The sequence below is a fragment of the Kangiella sp. TOML190 genome (assembly GCF_023706045.1).
GTDB lineage: Bacteria > Pseudomonadota > Gammaproteobacteria > Enterobacterales > Kangiellaceae > Kangiella.
In genome coordinates this window covers 1,529,197-1,550,887 of the sequence record NZ_BQYL01000001.1, presented here as the reverse complement: position 1 = coordinate 1,550,887, position 21,691 = coordinate 1,529,197, and the positions used below count along the sequence as shown (strand labels likewise).

The following is a 21,691-nucleotide window of genomic DNA, read 5'->3' as shown; positions in this document are numbered from 1 at the left end:
TTTATTAAAATTAGGCTTGGCGTAGAACCTTGGTCGCGGGCTGTTTTAAGATCGACTTAACACCAAACCAACCAGCCAAGCCAACAAAGATTGCCGCAGCTATTGGCACTAAAAACCAATATAAAGGATGTAGCTTAGTGCCAAGTTCGAGCACATTAATATAAACGCTCGAGACCAAGATTTCGCTGGCGATAACCGCTACCATTCCAGAAAAAATACCAAGCAATGCCAGCTCGGCAATCAGGCTGGTACGAATAAAAGGACTTTGCGCACCAAGGGTTTTCAACAGTGTTGCTGATAAGACTCTTTCTTCCCGATTAGCTTGCAACACCGCATACAACACCGCTACTCCTGCTAGCAAGACAAACAACATAATAAACTCAATCGCTAAAGTAACCTGATCTAAGATTTTTTGCACTTGCGCCATAATTTTATCCAACTCAATAATGGTCACGGTCGGCATTTGCGATAAGATTTGATTCAAAATCGGCTTTTGATCTGCCTCTAGGTGGAAGCTAGTAATATAGCTGGCTGGGAAATCTTTTAATCCTTTCGGCTCGAAAATCACAAAGAAATTCGGCTGGAATGAATCCCACTGAATTTCACGTACATTGGCAATCTGTCCTTCAACACTTAAGCCGCCAATATCAAAACTAACCTTATCACCAATTTTTACCTTCATCATTTCTTGGATTTCAGTAGAAATAGAGATCTTGGCGGCATCCGGATCCAGTTGTTGGCTCGATTCTTGATCCCACCAAACGCCTTCCACCAAACTGTTGGCGTTGGGCAAAGTTTCCATCCAAGTTAAATTTAATTCACGGCGCAAAGCGCGCGCTTGTTGGTATTCTTCTTTGGATAACACTTCACTCGCCAACTCGCCATTAAGCTTAGTAACGCGGCCACGAACCATAGGGTAAATACCGCTGGTTACAATCTGATTTTCTTGAAGAATAGTGTCCAGCGCTGAGACTTCATAATTTTGCACATTGACTAAGAAATGGTTTGGCGCATCATCCGGCATTTGACTTTGCCACTCAGATAGCAGCTCGGTGCGGATCAAATAGGTTGATAGCATGATCATAAAAGCAAGACCAAAAGCCGTGATTTGGCTAATGGTAAAGGCCGGATAACGTTTTAGTTGGCCTAGACCAAAGCGTACTGCCGTTGGGCTTCGCTTGCCAAGCCATAAGCCAATTTTAAAAATAAACCAAGCAAATAACCGAATCACAGCAAAGGCGATTATCGATACTAGAAGCAAAATTCCAACCAGTAGCCACGAATCGCTTTGCCACCACATCAATAGCGCCATTGCACCTATGGCTAGCAAATAAATAACCCAGCTGGAAACTGCCGCCGGCGCCAACTCTTTTCGTAACACCCTAAGTGGCGGCACCTTGGCAATCTGAAAAAATGATGGTAAGGCAAAACCAAGCAATACCACTAAACCCGAAAACACTGCGACCAGCGCAGGAACCAAACTAACTGCAACCATCGGTTTTGGTAAAAAATCGGCAAAGCGCCAAATAATCACTTCTTGGATCAAAAAGCCAATGACTAATCCTAATAAAACCCCAATTAAGCCCATTAAACCAAGCTGCCATAAATACAATTGGTGTACTTGCCGAACCTGCATACCCAAACAGCGATAAATCGCTGCATAGTCAAAATGACGACGACTAAAGCGCCCTGCCGCGACCGCGATAGCCACTCCAGCCAACACTACTGAAACCAAACTCGCCAAACGCAAGAAAGATTCGGCGCGACTGATGGAGGCCTGAAGCGCGGGCGTACCTTCTTTACCACCGGTGATGCGCTGAGTATCGTTTAACTGTGGCTTTAACCACTGAATATATTGGTCTCGTAATTGCGGCTCACCACGAATTAATAATTGATTAGAAACGCGGCTACCGGCTTGAATAATTTGCGCAGACGCAACATCTGCTGCATTGACCATGATCCCAGGTGCCACGTTAAACACTTCGCTGGCTTGTCCTGGCCCCGAGACAATAACTCCTGAAATGGTTAATTCAGTGGCACCAAATTCAACTTTGTCGCCGACTTTTGCCTCAAGCAGACTCAATACCCGTGGCTCAACCCACATAAAGCCAGCTTGCGGTTTGCCTTGTAGTTTCTCGCCCGCTACAAATGCTGCTTGAGAAATTTCCAATTCACCTTTTAGTGGATAGTCACTTTTTAGCACCTTAACTGAGACCAGTTGGAACTTATCGGCTTTAGATAAAACGGTACTGATCCCCTGCACAACGCTGGTCGCTAGGTTCTGCTTCTGAGCTTGCGTAAGCCAGTCTTCGGGGATCTGGCGTGGAGAACTGATGACATAATCAGCTCCTAAAAATTCGCTGGCCTGCTCGCCCATTGAACGTTGAATACGATCGGTAATCACCCCAATCGCTGTCATCGCGGCAACTGCGATCATCAAGGCAAAGAATAAAACTCTGACTTCACCAGAGCGCCAATCACGACGGAAGTTTTTTAAAGCCATTGGCAAGGTTTTTAGATGCATACCTAAACCACCTTTTCACTCAACTTGTCGTGCTTAATCGCTGTGTGAGCGCTGTCGCTTATCAAGCGCCCAGCCTCTAAGCCTACCTGTCGCTGACAGCGCTGGGCTAAGTTTTGATCGTGAGTGACTAACACTAAGGTAGTGCCAAACTGTTGATTCAACTCAAATAATAACTTAATGATTTTTTCACCATTAGCGCTATCCAGATTACCTGTCGGTTCATCAGCAAACAGAATCTTCGGCTCAGAAGCAAAAGCACGAGCAATGGCCACCCTTTGCTGCTCACCACCGGAAAGTTGATTGGGATAATGCGATACCCGCTCAGCAAGACCGACTTTTTGTAAAATATCCAGCGCACTTTTTCTCGGGTTTGTTCCGCCTTTTAACTCGATTGGCAGCATCACATTTTCTAGCGCAGTCAAACCCGGCAGCAAATGAAAAGACTGAAAAACAAAACCAACATACTGCGCGCGAATCGCGGCTCTTTGATCCTCATCAAGCCGATGAAACTGATGTCCAGCAAGCTCTACTTCACCACTGGATGGAACATCCAAGCCTGCTAGCAATGACAATAAGGTGGATTTTCCGGAGCCTGAAGCTCCCACGATCGCTAGGCTATCGCCTTCATCAATGCGTAAACTAACCTCGGATAAAATGGTTAGATCTTGCTCTTGTGAAGTAACGGTCTTGGTTAATTTTTGTGTGATAATCATGATTAGTTAATTATTGGTAACGGAACTCCTGCTAGAATACCATTAAACTTTGTTAAATTGGACTTGAGTTGTTACAGGCTATTTCGATTTTGACATAGCGCTAGATTTTATGAGGTCAGGTTATACAATCTCAACTGAAAATTTTGTGAAGACTTGAAAAATATCCTTTAACTCACCATTATTAAACCCAGTTAACTTAATAAATGACATCTATGTTGAGCAGATTGTTTTCATATACCAGCTACGGCTTGTTAGTGAGTTTAGCGCTTCTTTTAATGGCTCCAAGCCAAGCTAAGAGCAGTGAAAAGCAAACCATTTTAGTGCTGGGTGACAGTTTAAGTGCTGGCTACAATATACCGCTAGAAAAAGGTTGGGTTAATTTATTGCGACAAAAATTGCAAAAAGACAACCCTGAAGTCAAAGTCATCAACGCCAGCGTTAGCGGGGATACCACTGGGCAAGGTTTAGCAAGGCTAAAACCTTTACTAGAAGAACATCAGCCGGATTTGGTGATTTTAGAACTTGGCGGAAACGACGGGCTTAGAGGTATAGCGCCACCATTAATCAAGCGTAACTTGCAAAGCATGATTGAAATGGCCAAAAGCTCAGGAGCTAAGGTACTGCTGCTTGGGATACAAATACTGCCCAACTATGGTAAACGCTATACCGAAGCTTTTGAGCAAAACTATCAAGAATTAGCCGCTGAGAATAATATTGACTTGATTCCTTTTTTCCTTAAAGGCGTTGGTGGCAATGACGAGCTGATGCAAAAAGATGGTATACACCCAAATGAACAAGCCCAACCAATTTTGTTAAATAACATCTTGGTTAAATGGTAAATGAGGAGTTATTTTCTCAGACTCTTTACTCTATTTATTACCTTATTACCGGTTTACGCTTTCACGCAAAACATAGTCTCAAAAAATTACTTCAGTACAGATGGACTAGCCGATAATAGAGTTTGGTCGCTAACAGAGGATATGCATGGTTTTTTATGGGTGGGTACGGCTAATGGTTTATCTCGCTTTGATGGAATCAAGTTTAAAAACTATTTTGCTAGCACAGGGAACCATGCTCTTGCAGGCAATCAAATAAAGAGACTGCATGCTGATTCAAGAGGTAACTTGTGGGTTCACGCTGCTGACAGTCCGCTTCAAAGCTTGAAAAATGGTATTTTTGAAACCTATAACCATAAAAACCTATCCGATCTTGTTGGGATAACCAGTAATCAATATGGCGTTTTGGTGGCTACAAAAAATGATCTTTATTTTAGAAGTTATACTGAAAAAAGTAATTTCTTAAAAGTTTTTTCTACTAAAAACATAACCTCTCTATCCAATATAAACTCAGCACAAACCCTTTTGACCACTGAATCTCATATCTTTATTTTGGATCATGAACATAAAATTGTTAAGACCATTTTTCCAAATTTTCCTTTACAAGAAACAGTAATCCGTAAGGTGGCTATATTAGGCAAAGAATTGTTCATAGGAACCAACAAAGGCCTGTACTCTCTTAATAATACCAGTTTAGAAGCTAAACATCATTTTGGACAAAACAAACAAACTGTTATTATCGACATACTAGTTTCTGGCGATAAGTTATGGGTAGCAACTTTTAAAGATGGGCTACTAGTATACAGTAACGGTAAGCTAATAAAGCGCTTCGAGCTAGGTGTTGATGCAACGGATACTAATATTACCTCGCTACAATTTACAGCTGATGGGACTTTATACGTCGGCAATTTTCAAGGCTTGAGCTCTATCAACATGTCAACCTTGCATTTTGAATCGCTAGAAAGCAAGCCTCAATTAGCACACTGTAATGATAATGACTCTGTATTTTCTATTTTTAGCCTCAATGATGATTCAATAGTCTTATCTTCACAAAATAAACTGTCTCTCTATGATCATAATAACAATCATTGCTGGATTTTAGATCACGTTTTTAAAAACCAATTTAAACAGCAAGTATTTGTAGTTTATGACCTGTATGAAGATAACGATCAATGGTTACTTGCAACTTCTTATGGCATATTGAAGGTGTCAAATCTTGAACACCAATTAATCAGCCATTTTGAAATCAGTAACGCGGTTCGACCTTATAAAATAGTCCCTCATGCAAATGAAGAGTATCTAATCGGTTCATCTAAAGGGTTATTTATGTTTGATACCACTCTAGGTAGTTTCAAACGACTCGATAGCCACCTTATAAATAACCTATTTGTTACTGACATTTTAGAGTTTAACGACTCTTATTTGCTTGCCACTAATGCAGGCCTGTTTTCTATTAATTCTTCTCTAGATACTAAATCTTTAACTAAAATTCTCGCTGCTAATATGTCTTCCTTAAGTATGTTTGGAGAAACCGTGTTAGCCACCAGTTATAATAGAATTTTCCAGCTTGCAGCGGATGGCAGCCTAATTAAAAAGTGGTCTCTAGGCAAAAAAAACAACTCTATCTATATTTTAAAACTACTAGCCAGTAATAAAGCTAATACCTTTTGGATCAGTAGCACCAGTGGCTTGTATAAAATTAATTTAAAATCAGGTCATATTAATGTTTATACGGCTACCGACGGTTTAAAAAATACTACTTTTGCTCTCCGCGCTGCCGCTAAATCCCCCGACGGTAAGCTTTATTTTGGTGGTCGTAATGGTTTTAATGCTTTTTATCCCGAGGATATTAAGGATAACTTAGTGCCGCCAAAGGTGACGCTGACCAAGCTGACCCGTTTTAATGAGGAAGTGGTACCAGGCGAGAACTACGAGGGCTTTGGGATCGATAAACCGATTGAGTATCTCGATGAAATGGATATTGGCCATCGAGACTATGTCATCGGCTTCGAGTTCGCAGGGCTGCATTATGCAGATCCCATGCGTAATCAATATCAGTACAAGCTCGAAGGTTTCCATGACGACTGGGTGGCGACGGACGCTAACAATCGTACCGCAACCTTCACCAATTTATCACCTGGCGATTACACATTTCGAGTCAAAGCTGCTAATAAAGATGGTATCTGGTCGCTGGATGACGATAACGTTGCACTGAAAATTCGAGTTCATCCCGCGCCTTGGTTGTCTTGGTGGGCTTTTACGATTTATGGCGTGCTGTTTCTGAGCAGTATTGTGTGGTTTATTCGGTATCGCACTCAGGCAGCCATTGCTCGCTCTCGCGAGCTAGAGTTGGAAGTGGCCGCTCGCACTAAAGAAATTGAAACGCAGAAAAACGTGATTGAATCCCTCCTCGAGCGTAAAAATGAGCTGTTTGCCAATATCTCCCACGAGTTTAGAACGCCGCTAACCTTAATTCTTGGGCCTCTGGAGAAAGAGCTTAAAGCTCTGGACTCACCAAAAAACCCGAAGCACCTACAAATGATTCAGCGCAATGCCAGCCGCCTGTTAGGCATGGTCGAGCAAATCTTAAAGCTCACTGAGCTAAAAAAAGAAGACACTATCAATAAAGTACCGTATGCCATTAACCCCGCTCTTGAAGCCATTGTCGATTCTTTTATGCCATTAGCTCAAAGCAAGCAAATTGAGCTCTACCTGACCTTGGATAAAGATACCAATGTTATGGCTGCGTACGATGCGATAGAAGTCATGGTCGGTAACCTTCTCTCCAACGCCATCAAATACACCCCAGATGGCGGTAGGGTCACCGTCAGCTCTAAACTGCTAGATAAGCGTATTCAGATCAAAATTAACGATACCGGCGTGGGCATGACCAAAGCGCAGCAAGACGATATTTTTGAGCGCTTTGTCCGTTTAGATCAAACCTCTGACATCGCCGGCACTGGTATTGGGCTATCCATTGTAAAAGAACTTACCTTGGCACATGAAGGACAGATCAGCCTCGAATCTACAGCAGGCCAAGGCTCCGCCTTTATTCTTAATCTGCCGACCACCGAGCAGGCGGCTTTGCCGGATACCCATTCCATAAAGGCCATTGAACATTTAACCCACACCGACATAAGTAGCGACAGTGAAATACCCCAACGCCAGGACCCCGCTTTTTCTGATGAGCAACAAGAGTTGGTACTTATTATTGACGACAACCCTGACATGAGGGACTACGTTACTGAAGTGCTCAGCCCAAGTTATCACTGCATTAGTGCCGATAGAGGCGAAGCCGGTATTGAAGTCGCTAAGCGCCAAGTGCCAGATCTGATTATAAGTGACATTATGATGCCCGGGATTGACGGTTATGAGGTTGCTAAACGCTTAAGAGATGACACCATCACCTCGCACATCCCGCTGATTCTTTTGACAGCTAAAGGCGATAAAGAATCGCGGATCCAAGGTTGGAACGAAAACATCGATGATTACATGACCAAACCGTTTGACGAGCAAGAGCTAAGAACTAGAGTTGAAAATATTATTTCTATAAGGCAACTTATAAAAGAAAATCTAACTTTACAACGAGCTTCAGAGGTTAGTACTCAGATCAAACTTACCGGGAAAGAACAAGCTTTTTTAAATCGATTTGATTCGTTACTGGAAAAACACTACCAAGACTGTAACTGTAAACGCTCCATGCTAGCTGCTGATATGGCAGTTAGCGAACGCCAGTTACAAAGAAAATTGAAAGCTCTTGTTAACCAAAACCCAATGGACATATTGAGAAACTACCGTTTAGAAAAAGGTGCGGAATTATTATCAACAGGCAAACAAGTCAATATAATTTCTGAACTTTGTGGTTTTAATTCAGCATCACATTTTACGCAATGCTTTAAAGCTAAATTTGGCGTTACACCCTCTAAATTTTTATTGCTCTAGAGTTAACCAGTCAAAAATAAATTAAGATCAAGCTTCAAATGCTTTGATTAGTTTGAACATCAATAGATTTATAAGAAGTAATTTTTCAAATACCACAAAATCGCTGCATTTTTATCAGCAATTTAAAAAGAATAGTATAAAAAAACCCTTAATACTAAGGGTTTTAAACATTGAATTGTAGAGCTAATATCATTTAATTTGTTATTATATCCAAACTTTCAGATTAAAAGCCAGGCTCTGAAAAGTAAATAGCTGTGGCTGTGACAGTTTTGGATTGACCGGTTGTATTATCAGTTACTTTGGCTCTCTGGGTTAAATTCTGGCCTGCGTAAATAACTCTATTACAAACCAAACCTTCCTGTGTTGTATATAAGATAGTATCGCAAGTGCCCCCTAGATACTGAACAGTAAATTGACCGGAGCTTTGATCTAACCCTAAAACACCAAATGTAGCAATTGATTGACCTCCTGGCGATGTTATTCCATAACATTTGTTAGGGCGTAGCCTATCAAATCTCGGCGTATCTATATAACAGGCGCCAGTGGCTGCCGACAAATTATTCGAAGACTGAGATGATTGAAGTTCTGTAGCACTAGCACTTGCTAATACTAAGCTAGAGAAAGCTATAGCTATATGAATTAATTTTTTCATGTGATTTCCTCTTTTTTAGTAAAAAAGTTTAAATGTCTATACTAGATGTAAGACAACAGTTATCTTATGTTAATTTGACACTTCGAAATGTTGTAAGCAGGACTATTGAAATAAAAATACGGACTAAAAAGCTAGTTAAATTTCTTCAGTATAAACATAAAGACAAAAAATATAATCAAAAGGACAATTTGCGTATTTACGCTTTGACATTGAGAGTTAGAAGTTGCAATTTAGTTTAAGAATAGTATATCTGGGAGAGTGTTATGTTTAATCAAGTATTTTTTTTCTGTATTCTAACTACCATGTTAAATATTACCAATATCGGTAAAGCCCAACCATTCCACTCTGTCTCTTGGAAAGAGTGTTACCATAGAGACGTACCTTCCGGCGAGTCTTCTTTCCTAGGGCTAGCCGCTATACATAATTCTTGCGAAGATGTTTACATCAACGATCCAAAGATGACAAATCACCATGCTAGTGGTTGGATATTAAACCTCGCAGGTAAGTATATCTATGTCCCTGGATTAAGGAAGCATGAACCTAATGATCCAAATTGTATTATCGATACCGTTATCGTAAATGAACCCAACTTTTAATTAAGATACTAAATAGTAACGCTTGAACCAATCGGCAAAAATTTCGATGCCTTTATCGAGCGCGACTTGGGGTTTATAACCGGTTATTTCATACAAGGAGTCGGTGTCGGCCCAAGTTTTTTGCACATCCCCATCTTGCATGGGTAAAAAGTTTTTATTTGCTGCTACCGATAAAGATTCTTCCAGTAATTCGACAAAGTCTAACAATTGTATTGGGTTTCCATAGCCAATATTGACCACTCTATAGGGGTTACAACTGCTTGATGGTTTGGGCTGGCTTGACCACTCTAGATCCGCTGCAGGTGGCTTATCAATTAACCGAATCACGCCTTCTACCACATCATCAATATAAGTAAAGTCACGGCTCATCTCACCATGGTTATAAATATCTATGGTTTTACCTTTACTAATCGCTGAGGCGAATTTCATTGGCGCCATATCGGGCCTGCCCCAGGGGCCATACACTGTGAAAAAACGCATGCCGGTGGTCGCTATTTGATATAAATGCGAATAAGTATGAGCCATTAACTCATTGGATTTCTTAGTCGCGGCGTACAATGAAATAGGATGATCAACCGCATTATCGGGGGAATAAGGCAATTGCGAATTGAGTCCATAAACAGAGCTTGAAGAGGCATAAAGCAGATGCTTAACCCGTTGGGTTCTGGCAAGCTCCAGAATGTTAACAAATCCTACTAAATTACTCTTCGAATATTCATGCGGGTGGTCAATAGAATAACGAACTCCCGCTTGAGCTGCCAAATGGATAATAACCTCAAACTGCTGCTCGCGTGCTAGCTTTTCAATACTCTGGGTATCCGCTACATCTATTTTGGCAAATTCGAACTGGGCATAATCGCGCAAAATATTGAGTCGGTCTTGCTTTAGTTCCACCGAGTAATAATCATTGATATTATCCAGTCCAAAAACTTCAATGCCACTGTCTAGCAATTGCTTAGCCACGTGGAATCCAATAAAACCAGCGCAACCCGTAACTAAAATTTTGCTTTTTGCCATGATTAAAGTCCTTGAGGCATGAACTAAAAATAATGCAGTAAAGCCTACCTTTATGAACGAACGATCTTACCTTAAGACCTTGGCTCATTCAATTTATCGGCCTAGTCTTATAAAAAATCAGGCGATATAAAAAAGCACCAATTGATGGTGCTTTTTTGTTAACGCTTAACTACTTTTTAGCTTTTGATCCGATTTTTAACTGACCTTATTAGAACTTCCATGATAGTCCAATCATGGCAACCCAAGGATCAATATCCACATCAACGGTGGTAGCAACGACACCATCAACCTTAACGTCAGCATCGGTATCTATCTGCATATACCACAAAGACGTATTGAAATATAAGTCATCACTAATTTTCCAGTCAGCGCCAATTTGCGCAGCAATCCCAAAAGAGTCATCCAAGTCTAGATCCACATCATTTGATCCTAAAGCGGCTTCTAACTCAGAATCGGTATCTTCGTCGGTAAAGGTTGTGTAATTTAGGCCTAATCCAAAGTAAGGAATGAAATAGTCACTTTGTACATCAGGGTAGAATTGAACACTAAAAGTTGGTGGTAAATGTTTCACGGAGCCAATCGAAACACCAGATAAATCACCGGTGCCATCAATATCATGTTCAAAAGGCAGCGCGGCTAAAATCTCAAAGCCCCATTGATCAGCGAACATCCAAGTGCCACTGAAACCTAATCCTAAGGCACCATCCACTTCGACTCCATCATTGTCACTTAAAACATTAGAGCTATCATCGTTTGGGCTAACGTAAGCAGCACCCACCCGAAGAATAAAATCACCTTCTTGATGGCCTGCGGCTTGAACCAACCCGTTAATCGCCAAAGAACCTACAACAGCTGTAGCTACAACCTTTAAAGAATGTTTCATAAATAACGCCTCTTTCCTACTTTATTACAATCAATACTGTGTTTACTCTGGATAGTGTAGGAAAAAGAGATCTATCAAAACTGACCTAGATCAAGTTAGCTATAGAATCTAGCTAACCAACTTCACATTTTAACAAAAAAGCCCTTATGGCGAACCGTAAGGGCTTTTTTGTTAAGCTTCTGGCTAGATTGTTTAAACGATAGCAGCTACCGCTTTTTCAAAACGATCTAAGCCTAACTCTATTTCATCATCGGTAATATTAAGCGCTGGCGCAAAACGCACCACACTGGGGCCAGCCACTAAGCACATGACTCCATGCTCCCAGCCTGAGACTAAAAACTCACGCGCTTTAGCTTGCCATTTTTCGCTAGTGACAGCGCCGATTAACAAACCTTCGCCCCGAACCGAATCAAAAACACCGTATTTTTTGCCAATCGCTTGCAGGCGCGCGCGAATCTTATCACCTTTAGTTTTTACCGCAGCAAGCACCTCAGGTTTGTTAATTTCATCAATCACCACATTAGAAACCGCACAAGCCAACGGATTACCGCCATAAGTTGAGCCATGAGTGCCGATACCCATGCTTTTTGCAATCTTATCGGTGGTTAACATGGCGCCAATAGGAAAACCACCGCCCATCGCTTTGGCAGTCGTTAAAATATCAGGGGTTACGCCCAAACCTTGGTAAGCATATAGATGGCCAGTTCTTCCAACCCCCGTCTGCACCTCGTCAAACACCAATAATGCTTGGTGTTTATCACACAAGTCGCGCGCAGCTTTTGCAAAAGCCGGATCGGCCGGAATAATACCGCCTTCACCCTGCACCGGCTCCATCACCACCGCACAAGTTCTGTCTGAAATTAAATCTTTTAGCGATTCGATATCGTTGAATTCACCATGCGAAATACCGCCAGGTAATGGCTCAAAGCCATGAGTATATTTAGGCTGACCACCAACACAAACGGTAAACAGGGTACGTCCGTGGAAAGATTGTTTAAAAGCGATAATTTCATTTTTACCCTGATCAGGGAAATTATCGTTAGCATATTTACGCACCAGTTTGAAAGCAGCCTCATTCGCCTCGCCGCCAGAGTTACAGAAAAATACTTTATCGGCAAAAGTCGCATCCGTTAACTTTTCTGCCAACTCAAGTGCCGGTTTATTAGTAAACACATTGCTCAAATGCCACACTTTATCAGCCTGCTCTTTGAGTGCTTTTATCATGCCGGGGTGGTTATGCCCCAATGCCGTAACCGCAATACCGCCGGCGAAATCAATATAGTCTTTGCCATTTTGATCCCATACTTTAGAGCCTTCTCCTTTTTCTGGAATAATGGCTGCTGGGTTATAGTTTGGCACCATCACTTCATCAAAAGTGGCGCGGCTGTATTCTTTTGAGCTATCAGACATAAATCACCTATCGAATATTAAGTCGTAAATTCTGTAAATTGGTAGGGTTAATGCGGCATATAATCCACCTTTTTCAGTAAAAATTCTAGTCTAAGCTGGAAAATGACAAGAATTTGCTACAAACTGACACTTTCCTTTTAACTCCAGTTTTTTTATTATCATCGGTCTGATCGCTGATCGGTATGGTTTTTAAACCAAAAAACACAAGGATTTTATGAATTTATGATGGTGATCCGCCCCGCCCAAACCGAGGATTTGGATGATATTTTAGCGCTAGCTGCCGCGGCAGGCACTGGTCTTACAACCCTACCCAACGATCCGGTTCGAATTGGCGACAAGATCCAAAGCTCGATCAATGCTTTTACAATGGATATCGCCGAGCCAGGGCCAGAATATTACTTTTTTGTACTTGAAGATCTGAACGCGCAGAAAGTAGTAGGCACCAGCGCTTTAGTTGCCGCGGTAGGCATGGATGAAGCATTCTATACCTATAAATTAAGTACGGTAGTCAACACCAGTCACGATTTAGGGATCTACAACAAACATCAAATCTTAGTGCTTGGCAACGACTACACAGGGGCCACCGAAATCGCTACTTTGTTTTTATCGCCTGAGTATCGCGGCGGCGTTAATGGTCGTTTATTGGCAAAATCGCGCTTTTTATTTATGGCGGATTTTCCAGAGCGCTTTGCCGATACGGTGATTGCTGAAATGCGTGGTTATTCTGACGATGAAGGGAAATCTCCCTTCTGGCGCTCGCTGGGTAAGCATTTCTTTAATATGCCCTTTGCTAAAGCCGACGCGATTAGCGGTTTGGGCTCGAATCAGTTTATAGCTGAGCTTATGCCACAACACCCGATTTACGTCACTATGCTAACCAAAGCAGCGCAAGAAGTGATTGGCCAAGTACACCCTAAAACCAAGCCCGCTATTTCGATGTTAAAGCGCGAGGGCTTTCGCTATCAAAATTACGTTGATATTTTTGATGCTGGCCCCACTATTGAAGCACCTAAAGATCAAATAAAAACCTACCGCTCTAGCAAGCTGATGACGGTTAAAGTCGGAGCGCCAACGATAGTTAGCGATACAGCTCTTACCAGCCTGATGGTCAGCAACCGCCAGTTAAAAAGCTTTAAAACTTGCGTGGTGGAATCGAATTTTGATGATGAAGTATTGCGAGTAGAAGAATCTGTATTAAAGGCGTTGAAGGTTAGCGAAGGTGATAGTGTCCGCGTGGCTTGTTTGCGCAATAGACCTCATAAGTAAAAACCCTCAACCCACGGCAAAAGTTAAAGGTTAACTCCATGTCTGAAAAGAATTTATTTATTAATGCTCAATGGCTTGCTGGAAACGGTCAAGCATTTCAATCCATTAATCCCGCCGATGGCTCGGTGATTTGGCAAGCCAATGCAGCCGATGAAAACCAAGTAGATGCTGCGATTCAAGCCGCACGTCAAGCTGGCTGGGACTGGAGTCAACAAACACTCGAGCAGCGTATTGAAGTGATAAAGCGTTTTGAGCAGTTGTTAAAAGACAAAAAAGAAGCGCTAGCGGAAATTATCGCGCAAGAAACCGGTAAACCTTTTTGGGAAACCCTCACTGAAGCGGGCGCCATGGCTGGTAAGGTTGATATTTCTATCCGCGCTTACCAAGAAAGAACCGGCATTAAAGAGAATCCTATGGGCGCTGGCGTTGCCGCTACGCGCCATAAGCCGCATGGCGTTTTAGCCGTTTTCGGCCCTTATAATTTTCCGGGGCACTTGCCTAATGGACATATCGTTCCAGCTTTATTGGCGGGCAACACGGTTGTTTTTAAACCTTCGGAGCTCACTCCTGCGGTGGCCGAATTTACCGTGCGTTTATGGCAAAAAGCAGGGCTTCCTGACGGCGTACTGAATCTAGTACAAGGGGAAGTAGCCACTGGCGTAGCTCTTGCTAATCACTCACAAATTGACGGTATTTTATTTACTGGCAGCGAAACCGTTGGCAATATTTTGCATAAGCAAGTTGGCGGCCAACCGAATAAAATTTTGGCGCTGGAGTTAGGCGGCAACAACCCACTAATTTTAGGTCAAGTGGACGATTTGGACGCTGCGGTTTATCATACCATTCAGTCAGCTTACATTTCCGCAGGCCAGCGCTGCACCTGTGCGCGACGCTTGTTTGTGCCGAATAATGAGCGCGGTAATGCCTTTATGCAAAAGCTTGAAGAAGCGGTACGTAATATTCGCGTGAGCCATTATGACGATCCCGAAAAACCTTTTATGGGTCCGGTGGTGTCAGAAAAAACAGCACTAGAGTTGCTTAAAGCGCAAGATAGTTTAATCGCTAAAGGGGCTAAAGCGTTAGTCAAAATGGAACATTTAAAAGCCGGTACCGGTTTTGTTAGTCCCGCTTTAATTGATGTCACCAATGTTGATGTAGAAGACGAAGAATTTTTTGGCCCCATCTTGCAAGTCTATCGTTATCAAGAATTCGAGGCAGCTATTCAAGAAGCTAACAATACTCGCTTTGGCTTGGCCGCAGGTTTGTTCAGCGATGATAAAACCGAATACGATCAATTCTATCAAAAAATTCGTGCTGGGATCGTTAACTGGAATAACCAACTGACCGGAGCATCAAGCGCCGCACCTTTTGGTGGCGTTGGCAATTCTGGCAACCATCGACCAAGCGCTTATTATGCCGCTGATTATTGTGCCTATCCGGTTGCCTCGATTGAAAACCCCAGCTGCGTACTGCCTGAAAATCTAACGCCAGGAGTAATATTGTAATGAGCAAAGCTTTTGAATTTAACTTTGATGGCTTAGTTGGCCCAACTCATAACTATGCGGGCTTATCTCATGGTAATGTCGCTTCAACCTCAAACGCTAACCTAATCGCTAAGCCTAAAGAAGCTGCCTTGCAAGGCTTGCAAAAAATGAAGGCTTTGCATGATTTAGGTCTCAAGCAAGGCGTGATTGCGCCTATGGAGCGTCCTGATGTCTTTACCCTGCGCAAACTAGGCTTTACGGGTACTGATGCTCAAGTGATCATTAAAGCTGCCAAACAAGCACCTAAAGTGCTCGCCGCTTGCTCATCCGCCTCGAGTATGTGGACTGCAAATGCTTGCACCATGGCACCATCAAGCGATACGGCTGATGAGAAAGTACACTTTACGCCAGCAAATCTTGCCAATAAATTTCATCGCTCGATTGAGCACCCGACTACTGGTCGTATTTTAAAGGCTATGTTTAGTGACGATAAATATTTTGCTCACCACCCTGCGCTGCCCAATGGCGATCATTTTGGTGATGAAGGCGCCGCCAACCATACCCGTTTTGTGGATGTTAATTCGAGCAAAGGTTATGGCAAAAAAGGGGTGCACTTTTTCGTCTATGGTAAATATGCTTTTGATGCCTCGAAACCTGCGCCGCATAAATTCCCTGCGCGCCAAACTTTTGAAGCCTCTCAAGCCGTTGCCCGTTTGCACGGTTTAGATATAGATAATGTGGTCTATGCCCAACAAGCACCCAGCGTGATTGATAAAGGCGTATTCCATAATGACGTTATTTCGGTAGGTAATGGTAATGTGTTGTTTGCACACCAAAAAGCCTTCCTAAATCAAATGCAAACTTATACCGATTTAGAGCGTGCTTTTGATGGCGAAGAGTTCCACGTAGTAGAAGTTGGCGCCAACGACGTGCCGGTAGAAGATGCCGTAAAGTCTTACTTATTTAATAGCCAACTGGTGACCTTACCCTCAGGCGATATGGTACTGATTTGCCCTGGAGAATGTGAAACCATCACGTCGGTTAAGGACTATTTGGATTGGCTGGTCGAGCAAGACACTCCGATCAAAGAAGTCAAAATTTACGACGTTAAGCAATCTATGCAAAATGGTGGCGGACCTGCCTGTTTGCGCCAGCGTATCGTGCTAAACGAAGCCGAAATGGCGGCCATGAATCAAAGTGTGATCATGTCGGACGATTTATTCACTTCGTTAAATACTTGGGTTGAAAAGCATTACCGCGAAACTCTGACTGAAGATGATTTAGCCGATCCGAGTTTGTTAACTGAATCGAGAACTGCACTTGATGAACTAACACAAATCTTAAACCTTGGTTCGGTCTATCCGTTTCAAAGAGTTTAAAATCAAAACTCTTGCTAAAAGCCTCAAAGGATAATAAAAGTTAAAGCTATTCAGGAGTAATCTTCAAGCTTGAGTCTAGTTTAAACTAATCACTTAAGCTTCAATAAATCCCTGCTTTCGCAGGGATTTATTGAAGCTTAAGGTTCGAGACGAAATTCTAATTTATATCTTAGACTATCCCGCAACCCGTTTGCGTCAAAGCGCCATTTCTGGAGAGCAGCATAAGCGGCATCATCAAACACACCTTCTGGCTCTGAACGAAGTAATTTAAAGTTACTAGGGTAGCCATTAGCATCTAGATCAAACTGGTACTCAACGAAACCTTGAACATTGTTTTCTATCGCATCTTTTGGATACTCTGGCGGATAGGTTGCCAAAGGAATTGCCTGAGGCGCTACCGGTTTATTAATCTCCGCTGGTACTGCTGGCTTTGTGGTGTTGGGCGCTACAGCAGCAGTAGGCTTTTCTGGTGCTTCAGGCTTAGCAGGAGCTATAGGAGGCTGTCGCTTTGAGCGGTTGTTAATCATCTCTTGCTGCGCCTTTTCGAGCTGCTGTCGTGCCCGTTCAAATTCCTGCTGATGCTGCTCTTTGTTTTGCATCAGCTGTTCCCGAGCACGCTGAAGTTCCTCACGAATCTTGTTCACCTCTTCTGCACTTAGCCTTCCTTCCATATAACCGATCTCCATGTCCATATGGCTTTGCTCAATATCTCTAAAGGCAGCTTGCATACTCTCGTAACTTAAAGCCAATTCGTGTTGCGCATTTTCTATTTCCTCAACCGCTTTTTCCATTTGACGTTGATTGTTACGTATTTGAGCTTCAGCTTTGCGCATTTCTTCTTCGGAAAGCTGCATCTCTTTTTCAGCGCGCTCAACGGCTTTTTCAAAATCGCGGCGCTCAGTAGAAGTCATCTGGCGCTTACGCCCCTCTTCTAAAATATACCAGTCGCCTTTATTATCCACGTAAGTCTTGCCACCAATATTCCATTCGACTGTGCTATCGCCATCATTGTTGCTAACGCTTAATGATTCGTGCTGGGATTCTTGTGAGTGTTGCTGTGAATATTGTGACATGCTAATGGCGTATAAAGAAGTACAACCGATTATCGCTAGCCCGCCAATGGCAAGCGATAATTTACTGCTTAGGCTAGTTGGTTTTTTTAGGTTCATGATTCTTTCCTCAAGTTGATTAAACATTTTCCATGAGCAAAGCAAGCTAACCGAGTGAGTGGCAGAAATGGTGGTTAACAAGGCATGACCATAGCTTTGATGGTCATCTGCATTGGAGCGGTTTAACACAAGATAATCACAAAATAATTCTTGGTCGTGACGGAAACTTTGTCGGGAAATGTATACCAGCGGATTGAACCAACTGATACAAACCAAAATATCCCACAGCAAATTTAGCCATAAATGTTTTTGTTTAATATGGTGTTCTTCATGTCGAACAATTAACGTTATTTGTTCGGCAGATAACTCCTGCTTTAAGTGTACTGGGAAATAGATAGTCGGCTTAAAAAAGCCATAAACAGCTGGCGAAAAATCTTCTTTTGCAATCCCAACGATCGGATAACTTGATGCTATTGTTAGGTTTAATGGCGCTTTGATGTATTTTAATTCTTGGCGTAATTTTTTGTGCTGCCAACACAATCTTACGAGCAAGACTAAGGATACCAATGCCCATAAGTAGCCGACTAACAACCAGCTATCAAAAGTTTCTGCGGGTCTAACGATATAGGCTTGAACAATATAAGTCATTGCCGCAGTAGGTTCCTGTCCAAAGTTAACGATCGAAAAGAAGCCTGCTAATAACAAGCCCACAGGAATGCTTAGCCATAATAAATAGGCATTATAATTCTTAGTTGTTTTTCGTATTAGATAGCGCGCCGTTAGAATCGCCAGTAACAGTAAGCTCAGCTCTAAATTTGACTGCCATAAGGTTTGTAGTAGATCATTCATCCTTTATCTCCTTGCCATCGCCCTCCTGACTAATCAATTCTTTTAAGTAATCTAATTCTTGCTTTGATAGTTGTTTATTTTGGACAAAGGTGGCGAGCAACTGTTTAACGTCACCATTAAACATCTTATTAAGAAAGCCTTTGCTTTCTTGTTGTATAAAAGCTGCTCTTTTGATGGCTGGAGAATACCAATAGCGCCGTCCTTCTTTTTTAAAATTGATTACCTTTTTCTTTACCATACGGTTTAAAAAGGTTTTTACGGTTTTTTCATTCCAACCTTGATCTTTTAACCGCTCACAGATCTCAAGACTGGTTAACGGAGATTCCTGCCACAGTACCTCCATCACAATGTGTTCTGACTCACTCACTCGGTTTAACATGATTTGCTCAATCCATTTAAATGATTACAAATGTAATCTCAATATCAAGATTACACCTGTAATCGTTAAAAAGCAAAACTTTTTAAGAAAAATTTTGAGCTAGACAATTTATGGAAAGTTAGCTAGCGACTACTAAACCGCAATGGTTATAAGATCTGTACGGCTTTAGCGTTCAGTTGATAAAGGATCATACCCTCGGTCACCGTTTCGGGATCAAAAGCTTCACCCGCGTCGTTGGCCATATGCTCTAGATAGCTAATCGTTTGCGCTTTGTTGAGCGTTTTTGCGCTGAGTACGCCAGTGGCATAAGCTTGGCGGCCTACTGCGTAGATGGGAATAACAATTTCATCATCAGGAACTTTAATCCTAATATTCGCATTATCGGTTGCAATATCTGCCCAGCAGCCTTTCTTTTTGCAGACTTTTATTATCTTACCCTGCAAGGTTATCGTTTGATCTTGATACTTACTGGGATCGGCCATCACCGCCACCAAAGGTTGTTGCTGCTGCATATCCACTTTGTCGCCCAACATTATCGCTGGTGTTTTGGTTTCCGCCGTAACCGCTTGCCCGATAGCCATTATCAGCAAAAGAAGTAAGCTTAATTTATTCATCAAATATCCTTAAAAAATCGTTTCACCATTAGCTTTATCTTAAAGGATTTTAGGCTGCTTTACGAACGGCTTAGGCTAGTAGTTAAAGATTAACCCGGATTTCAAGCGGCGCAATCCTTGCACTTTAGAAATCAATCCCTTAGAGTGCTTTTTGGAATATATAAAAGGCGATAATAATGAATCTGAGTCTAAAAATACTAGTTTTTATGGTTGCTGGTGCCGTAGTCGGCACCATTTTGCATCAGTTCTCTGGCAACAGTTTTATCGACAATAATATCGTTAATGGTCTGTTTCATGTTGGTGGAAGCTGGTTTATCAATGCCCTAAAAATGTTGATGGTGCCTTTAGTGCTGGTCTCGCTGGTGGTTGGTGTCAGCTCTCTAGCAGATCCGTCCAAATTGGGCCGCTTAAGCTATAAATCGGTCGGACTTTATTTATTAACTACTGCTATTGCCCTAATTCTAGCCTTATTACTCGCGGGGATTTTCCAACCAGGCGCTGGCATGCCAGTTGGCGAAGTTAACTTTGATGCTAAAAACAAACCGCCACTAACGGACGTTTTGATAAATATCATTCCAACCAATCCTTTTGGTGCTATGGTCAAAGCCAATATGCTGCAAATTATTGTTTTTGCCATCTTGCTGGGCTTAGCCATCACGTTTTCGGGCGAAGCAGGAAAGCGCATCGGCAATTGGTTTAAAGATGCCAACGCGGTCGTTATGGCGATTGTAAATATCGTGATGAAGTTCGCGCCTTACGGGGTGTTCTTTTTAATCGCCAAAACCTTTGCCACCTTCCCATTCAGCGATATTGCGGGTTCTTTGGGCAAATATTTTGTACTGGTGATTGGCGGTTTGATTTTACATGCGCTATTGACCTACAGCAGCTTGATTATGCTCTTTGCGCGTTTAAATCCTATTAATTTCTTTAAAGGTATGTGGCCAGCGATGCTTACCGCTTTTGGTACCTCTAGCTCCAACGCCACTTTGCCGGTCACCATGCGCTGCGTTGAGAAAAACCTAGGTGTGCATAAAAACACCTACTCTTTCACCTTGCCCTTAGGCGCCACCGTGAATATGGATGGCACTGCGATTATGCAAGGTATTGCCACCTTATTTATTGCTCAAGCCTACAGTGTCGACCTAACCATGGCGCAAATGCTGACCATTATTTTAACCGCGACGCTTGCCTCCATTGGCACTGCTGGTGTGCCCAGCGTAGGCTTGATTTTATTGGCCGGCGTTCTAACCCAAGTGAATTTGCCAGTAGAAGCCATTGGTATGATTTTAGGTATTGACCGACTGCTCGATATGACCCGAACTGCCGTTAATATTACTGGCGATGCCGCCGTTACTACCATCGTTGCCAAAAGCGAAGGAGAAATCGACTTGGATGTTTATAATGATCCAAGAGTGCACTCAAACTTTGAAGACCAAACTAACTAATATCAGTTCTAAAATAATAAACTAAGGAAAAACCATGAAAAAAACACTGCTGATCGTATTGATTTTATTGATTCAGGGATGCTCGAGTATCCCTTTATCCACTATGTGGAAGATGCGCAACTTTGACGAAAATAGTTTTACACAAATAGAGCCACGATATATCCGAATGAAAGTAAGAACGGATAAACCGATGGATGTTGATAATGATTCGATAAAGCTAAAGTTTGGCTTTGAAGGAAAAACAGAAAAGCAAGAAGAAATACTAGGCTTAGAGTTAATAGCCACGGATAAAAAGAATATTTCACATTTTTTTTCTGATGATACGCAAGAATACAGTTACACCTTTAGACTTAAACCTGAGTCTATTATGGCAATGCAAAAAGTTCAGCGCTCTCCATTGGTACATAAGAAGAAACGCGAAGGAAAGGCTAGTTTTAGTGCCAGTTGGAACTTCGGAGAAAAAACGCCAACACAATATACCATTAGTATTGATCTACAGCTTGACCCTACAAACGGTTATTTTACCTTGATAGATGAATACTATTTTGATTTTGATAAGCTACAAAAAGAGTCGTAACAACCTTTTCACGAAG

The 21,691-nt window shown here is 42.2% G+C and carries 17 protein-coding genes; 8 read left to right on the top strand and 9 right to left on the bottom strand.

Going from position 1 to position 21,691, the window contains the following annotated elements; translation table 11 throughout:
• Positions 1–10: 10 nt before the first annotated feature.
• Together NFS34_RS07500 and NFS34_RS07495 are read right to left on the bottom strand one after the other, a co-directional pair.
• Positions 11–2,524 (bottom strand): ABC transporter permease, encoded by a 2,514-nt coding sequence (locus NFS34_RS07500; RefSeq protein ID WP_251359316.1) that lies wholly within the window; start codon positions 2,522–2,524, stop codon positions 11–13.
• Between the two features lie 2 nt (positions 2,525–2,526).
• Complete coding sequence (locus NFS34_RS07495) at positions 2,527–3,237, bottom strand: ABC transporter ATP-binding protein (protein WP_251359315.1); 711 nt, start codon at positions 3,235–3,237, stop codon at positions 2,527–2,529.
• A gap of 275 nt (positions 3,238–3,512) precedes the next feature.
• Between NFS34_RS07495 and NFS34_RS07490 the strand changes: the two genes are divergently transcribed.
• On the top strand, positions 3,513–4,076 hold the full coding sequence (locus NFS34_RS07490; protein WP_251359314.1) for an arylesterase: 564 nt from the start codon (positions 3,513–3,515) through the stop codon (positions 4,074–4,076).
• Positions 4,077–8,015 (top strand): response regulator, encoded by a 3,939-nt coding sequence (locus NFS34_RS07485; protein WP_285834455.1) that lies wholly within the window; start codon positions 4,077–4,079, stop codon positions 8,013–8,015.
• Positions 8,016–8,238: 223 nt separating this feature from the next.
• Here NFS34_RS07485 and NFS34_RS07480 read toward each other — a convergent pair whose 3' ends face one another.
• Positions 8,239–8,667, bottom strand: a complete 429-nt coding sequence (locus NFS34_RS07480; RefSeq protein ID WP_251359312.1) for a hypothetical protein — start codon at positions 8,665–8,667, stop codon at positions 8,239–8,241.
• 263 nt (positions 8,668–8,930) lie between these two features.
• Between NFS34_RS07480 and NFS34_RS07475 the strand changes: the two genes are divergently transcribed.
• A complete protein-coding gene (locus tag NFS34_RS07475; protein ID WP_251359311.1) occupies positions 8,931–9,263 on the top strand; it encodes a hypothetical protein in 333 nt (110 codons plus the stop codon).
• Here the strand turns inward: NFS34_RS07475 and NFS34_RS07470 are convergent, their stop codons facing one another.
• From NFS34_RS07470 to NFS34_RS07460, 3 genes are all read right to left on the bottom strand, one after another.
• Complete coding sequence (locus tag NFS34_RS07470; RefSeq protein WP_251359310.1) at positions 9,264–10,280, bottom strand: NAD-dependent epimerase; 1,017 nt, start codon at positions 10,278–10,280, stop codon at positions 9,264–9,266. It abuts the gene before it with no gap.
• 208 nt (positions 10,281–10,488) lie between these two features.
• Complete coding sequence (locus tag NFS34_RS07465; protein WP_251359309.1) at positions 10,489–11,163, bottom strand: OmpW family protein; 675 nt, start codon at positions 11,161–11,163, stop codon at positions 10,489–10,491.
• 192 nt (positions 11,164–11,355) lie between these two features.
• The gene (locus NFS34_RS07460) at positions 11,356–12,573 is read right to left on the bottom strand and encodes an aspartate aminotransferase family protein (RefSeq protein WP_251359308.1); all 1,218 of its coding nucleotides are present in this window, start codon (positions 12,571–12,573) and stop codon (positions 11,356–11,358) included.
• Between the two features lie 222 nt (positions 12,574–12,795).
• Between NFS34_RS07460 and astA the strand changes: the two genes are divergently transcribed.
• The 3 genes from astA to astB are packed head-to-tail and all read left to right on the top strand — an operon-like array spanning position 12,796 to position 16,702.
• On the top strand, positions 12,796–13,839 hold the full coding sequence (gene astA, locus NFS34_RS07455; RefSeq protein WP_251359307.1) for an arginine N-succinyltransferase: 1,044 nt from the start codon (positions 12,796–12,798) through the stop codon (positions 13,837–13,839).
• A gap of 38 nt (positions 13,840–13,877) precedes the next feature.
• Positions 13,878–15,344, top strand: a complete 1,467-nt coding sequence (gene astD / locus NFS34_RS07450) for a succinylglutamate-semialdehyde dehydrogenase (RefSeq protein ID WP_251359306.1) — start codon at positions 13,878–13,880, stop codon at positions 15,342–15,344.
• Positions 15,344–16,702, top strand: a complete 1,359-nt coding sequence (astB, locus tag NFS34_RS07445) for an N-succinylarginine dihydrolase (RefSeq protein ID WP_251359305.1) — start codon at positions 15,344–15,346, stop codon at positions 16,700–16,702. The genes astD and astB overlap by 1 nt, the downstream gene beginning before the upstream one ends.
• A gap of 137 nt (positions 16,703–16,839) precedes the next feature.
• Here the strand turns inward: astB and NFS34_RS07440 are convergent, their stop codons facing one another.
• The 3 genes from NFS34_RS07440 to NFS34_RS07430 form a co-directional block, all read right to left on the bottom strand.
• Complete coding sequence (locus NFS34_RS07440; RefSeq protein ID WP_251359304.1) at positions 16,840–18,660, bottom strand: TonB family protein; 1,821 nt, start codon at positions 18,658–18,660, stop codon at positions 16,840–16,842.
• The gene (locus NFS34_RS07435; protein WP_251359303.1) at positions 18,653–19,039 is read right to left on the bottom strand and encodes a BlaI/MecI/CopY family transcriptional regulator; all 387 of its coding nucleotides are present in this window, start codon (positions 19,037–19,039) and stop codon (positions 18,653–18,655) included. Before NFS34_RS07435 ends, NFS34_RS07440 begins: the two co-directional genes overlap by 8 nt.
• A 146-nt stretch (positions 19,040–19,185) precedes the next feature.
• Positions 19,186–19,653, bottom strand: a complete 468-nt coding sequence (locus NFS34_RS07430; protein ID WP_251359302.1) for a DUF4920 domain-containing protein — start codon at positions 19,651–19,653, stop codon at positions 19,186–19,188.
• Between the two features lie 176 nt (positions 19,654–19,829).
• Here NFS34_RS07430 and NFS34_RS07425 point away from each other — a divergent pair, with 176 nt between their 5' ends.
• Together NFS34_RS07425 and NFS34_RS07420 are read left to right on the top strand one after the other, a co-directional pair.
• Positions 19,830–21,098, top strand: a complete 1,269-nt coding sequence (locus NFS34_RS07425) for a dicarboxylate/amino acid:cation symporter (protein WP_251359301.1) — start codon at positions 19,830–19,832, stop codon at positions 21,096–21,098.
• A gap of 34 nt (positions 21,099–21,132) precedes the next feature.
• Positions 21,133–21,675: a hypothetical protein gene (locus NFS34_RS07420; protein ID WP_251359300.1), complete on the top strand. Its 543-nt coding sequence runs from the start codon at positions 21,133–21,135 to the stop codon at positions 21,673–21,675.
• The last annotated feature ends 16 nt before the right edge of the window (positions 21,676–21,691 follow it).

Coding starts and splice junctions, on each gene's coding strand:
- NFS34_RS07470 (WP_251359310.1), bottom strand. CDS start 10,280: ATGGCAAAAAGCAAAATTTTAGTTACGGGTTGCGCTGGTTTTATTGGA.
- NFS34_RS07430 (WP_251359302.1), bottom strand. CDS start 19,653: ATGAATAAATTAAGCTTACTTCTTTTGCTGATAATGGCTATCGGGCAA.
- NFS34_RS07420 (WP_251359300.1), top strand. CDS start 21,133: ATGAAAAAAACACTGCTGATCGTATTGATTTTATTGATTCAGGGATGC.
- NFS34_RS07425 (WP_251359301.1), top strand. CDS start 19,830: ATGAATCTGAGTCTAAAAATACTAGTTTTTATGGTTGCTGGTGCCGTA.
- NFS34_RS07465 (WP_251359309.1), bottom strand. CDS start 11,163: ATGAAACATTCTTTAAAGGTTGTAGCTACAGCTGTTGTAGGTTCTTTG.
- NFS34_RS07490 (WP_251359314.1), top strand. CDS start 3,513: ATGGCTCCAAGCCAAGCTAAGAGCAGTGAAAAGCAAACCATTTTAGTG.
- NFS34_RS07495 (WP_251359315.1), bottom strand. CDS start 3,237: ATGATTATCACACAAAAATTAACCAAGACCGTTACTTCACAAGAGCAA.
- NFS34_RS07475 (WP_251359311.1), top strand. CDS start 8,931: ATGTTTAATCAAGTATTTTTTTTCTGTATTCTAACTACCATGTTAAAT.
- astD (WP_251359306.1), top strand. CDS start 13,878: ATGTCTGAAAAGAATTTATTTATTAATGCTCAATGGCTTGCTGGAAAC.
- NFS34_RS07500 (WP_251359316.1), bottom strand. CDS start 2,524: ATGCATCTAAAAACCTTGCCAATGGCTTTAAAAAACTTCCGTCGTGAT.
- NFS34_RS07460 (WP_251359308.1), bottom strand. CDS start 12,573: ATGTCTGATAGCTCAAAAGAATACAGCCGCGCCACTTTTGATGAAGTG.
- NFS34_RS07435 (WP_251359303.1), bottom strand. CDS start 19,039: ATGTTAAACCGAGTGAGTGAGTCAGAACACATTGTGATGGAGGTACTG.
- astA (WP_251359307.1), top strand. CDS start 12,796: ATGATGGTGATCCGCCCCGCCCAAACCGAGGATTTGGATGATATTTTA.
- astB (WP_251359305.1), top strand. CDS start 15,344: ATGAGCAAAGCTTTTGAATTTAACTTTGATGGCTTAGTTGGCCCAACT.
- NFS34_RS07480 (WP_251359312.1), bottom strand. CDS start 8,667: ATGAAAAAATTAATTCATATAGCTATAGCTTTCTCTAGCTTAGTATTA.
- NFS34_RS07440 (WP_251359304.1), bottom strand. CDS start 18,660: ATGAATGATCTACTACAAACCTTATGGCAGTCAAATTTAGAGCTGAGC.
- NFS34_RS07485 (WP_285834455.1), top strand. CDS start 4,077: ATGAGGAGTTATTTTCTCAGACTCTTTACTCTATTTATTACCTTATTA.